This is a genomic window from Streptomyces sp. URMC 126, assembly GCF_051386555.1.
Lineage (GTDB): Bacteria > Actinomycetota > Actinomycetes > Streptomycetales > Streptomycetaceae > Streptomyces.
Window position 1 is genome coordinate 1 of record NZ_JBPQTX010000555.1, and the last position, 2,276, is coordinate 2,276.

Genomic DNA, 2,276 nt, shown 5'->3' on the forward strand with positions numbered 1-2,276 from the left:
CGCCCCCACCCGGGGCCCCGCCGACGGCCACACCGTCGTTCTCCACCGTCACCGTCAACTCTCCCGATCCCCAGCCGAGCCGGACGGCGGCCCGCCGGGCGTCGGCGTGCCTCAGCACATTGGTCAGGGCCTCCTGGACGACCCGGTAGACGGTGACCTGCGCGTCGGCGGCGAGCGGCACGGGCTCCCCGGCCGATTCGAGGACCACGTCCAGCCCGGTGCGCCGCACTTCGTCCACCAACCGCCCCAGCCCTCCGAGCGTGGGCTGCGGACCACGCTCGGGACGGCGCAGGGAGGCATCGGAGGAGAAGGCGTCCTTCTCACTCGTCCGATCATCCCTCAGGACCCCCAGCATCCGCCGCAGTTGATCCATGGCGTCCCGCCCCGCGTCGGCGATCGCGTCGAAGGCCCGCTCGGCCCGGTCGGGGTCGGACCGCACCACCAGCGGCCCCGCCTCCGCCTGCACGATCATCAGACTGACGGCGTGCGACAGGATGTCGTGCATCTCGCGGGCGATCCGGGCCCGTTCCCGCTCCGCCGCCCGCTCGGCCTCCGCGCGCCGCGACCGCTCCAGCTCGACGGCGCGCGCCTCAACCGCCCGCGTGTACGCCTGACGCGTCCGCGCGAGGGCCCCGAGGGCGTAGGCCATGCCGAAGACGAAGACGTTGAAGAGGTGCTCCCGCGCCGCGTTGGAGTGCAGCATGGTTCCCCCGACCACCAGCGGCAGCCCCAGCGCGAGCACGGCCCGCCGCTGTGCCGTCCCGCCGGCGGACGCCACCGTGAACACCGCGATCAGCCCGCTGTACGGCAGCGGCTGCCCCGGCCCGTCGAACGGCAGGTAGGCACCGGCCGCGGCCGCCACGAGCAGCAGGACGGTCAGCGGGGCACGGGACCGCCACAGCAGCGGCAGCACCGCCAGGGTGGTCATCCCGTACGCCTCCCAGGTGGCCGGGGCCGCACCGGGCCCCCTGGGGACGGCGAACGGGATCGTCACGGCGGCCTGCGTCAGCAGGGTGATCAGCGTGTCCGCGACGCCGGGGGCGACGCGCCTGTCGCCCCCTCCCGTCCCGGCGGCCTCGGCCCGGAGGAGGCCGCTGACCCGAAGGAGGTATTCCACCCGAAGATGGTGGCGGGTTCTCACCCTCAGGAGCAACGCCGGGTGTTTCCCCTCCCGGGGGGACGGGCAGGCGCGGAAAGTGACGGCCGTGAGGGATCTGCGTGTGTTCGTGGACATGGGTCAGGAGCAAGAGGCCGCCATCCTGCCGCCGGATCTGCGGGCGAGACTCGGAGAGCTGGCCCTCCCGACGGAGGACCTCGCCGGTGCCGACATCCTCCTCACCGGCTGGGGCACCTCCCTGGTGCTCGACGACCGGGTCCTGGACGGAGCCCCTCGGCTGCGGGCCCTGGTGCACGCGGGCGGTTCCGTACGGCCCGTCGTCACGCCCGCCGTGTGGGAGCGAGGGATCGTCGTGTCCTCGGCGGCGGGCGTCAACGCGGGTCCGGTCGCCGAGTTCGCCTTCGCCCAGATCTCGTTGGCCGCCAAGAAAGCCCTCGGCGCCGCGGCCTCCCACCGGGCGGGCCGCTGGCCCGCGTTCGGCGACCGCCAGGGCGCGGACGGCCGGACGGTGGGTGTGGTGGGCGCCTCACGGACGGGGCGCCGTGTCATCTCCCGGCTGCGCGCGGCGGAAGCGGACTACCGGGTGCTGCTGTACGACCCTTACGTGTCGGTGGCGGAGGCGACGCGGTGGGGGGCGGAGCTCGTGAATATCCACAGCCTGTGCGGAAACAGTTCCGTCGTCTCGCTCCATGCCCCCGAACTCCCGGAAACACGCCACCTGCTGGACGCGGAACGGCTCGCGCTCATCCCGGACGGCGGAACGGTCGTGAACACCGCCCGGGGCTCGCTCGTGGACACGGACGCCCTGGTCGAGGAATGCGCCTCCGGCCGGCTCGACGCCTTCCTGGACGTGACCGATCCGGAACCACTGCCGCCGGGGCACCCCTTGTTCTCGCTCCCGAACGTCTTCCTCACCCCGCATATCGCCGGCTCCCAAGGCAGCGAGGTCCGGCGCCTCGGCGCCTTCGCGGTGGACGAGGTGGCACGGCTCGTACGGGGCGAACCACTGCTCGGGGCAGTGACACGGGAAGCACTGAGCCGGATGGCCTGAGGCGGGCGAAGACGGGTTTCCGGAGAAGACGGGTGTCCCGGAAATGCAAAAAAGCCTCGGGCCGGATCGTTTTCCAACGATCCGGCCCGAGGCTTTATCAAATTTAGT

The 2,276-nt window shown here is 72.7% G+C and carries 2 protein-coding genes; one reads left to right on the forward strand and one right to left on the reverse strand.

The features are described 5' to 3' along the window. Window positions 1-1,117 (reverse strand): sensor histidine kinase (locus ACSNOK_RS32625; RefSeq protein WP_436784406.1); only part of this gene is annotated, 1,117 nt, incomplete at its 3' end. Between the two features lie 115 nt (window positions 1,118-1,232). Here ACSNOK_RS32625 and ACSNOK_RS32630 point away from each other — a divergent pair. Further along, complete coding sequence (locus ACSNOK_RS32630; protein WP_436784407.1) at window positions 1,233-2,168, forward strand: hydroxyacid dehydrogenase; 936 nt, start codon at window positions 1,233-1,235, stop codon at window positions 2,166-2,168. Window positions 2,169-2,276: the final 108 nt, after the last annotated feature.

Excerpts from the sequence above, each read along its gene's own strand:
- ACSNOK_RS32630 (WP_436784407.1), top strand. The coding sequence starts at position 1,233 with ATGGGTCAGGAGCAAGAGGCCGCCATCCTGCCGCCGGATCTGCGGGCG.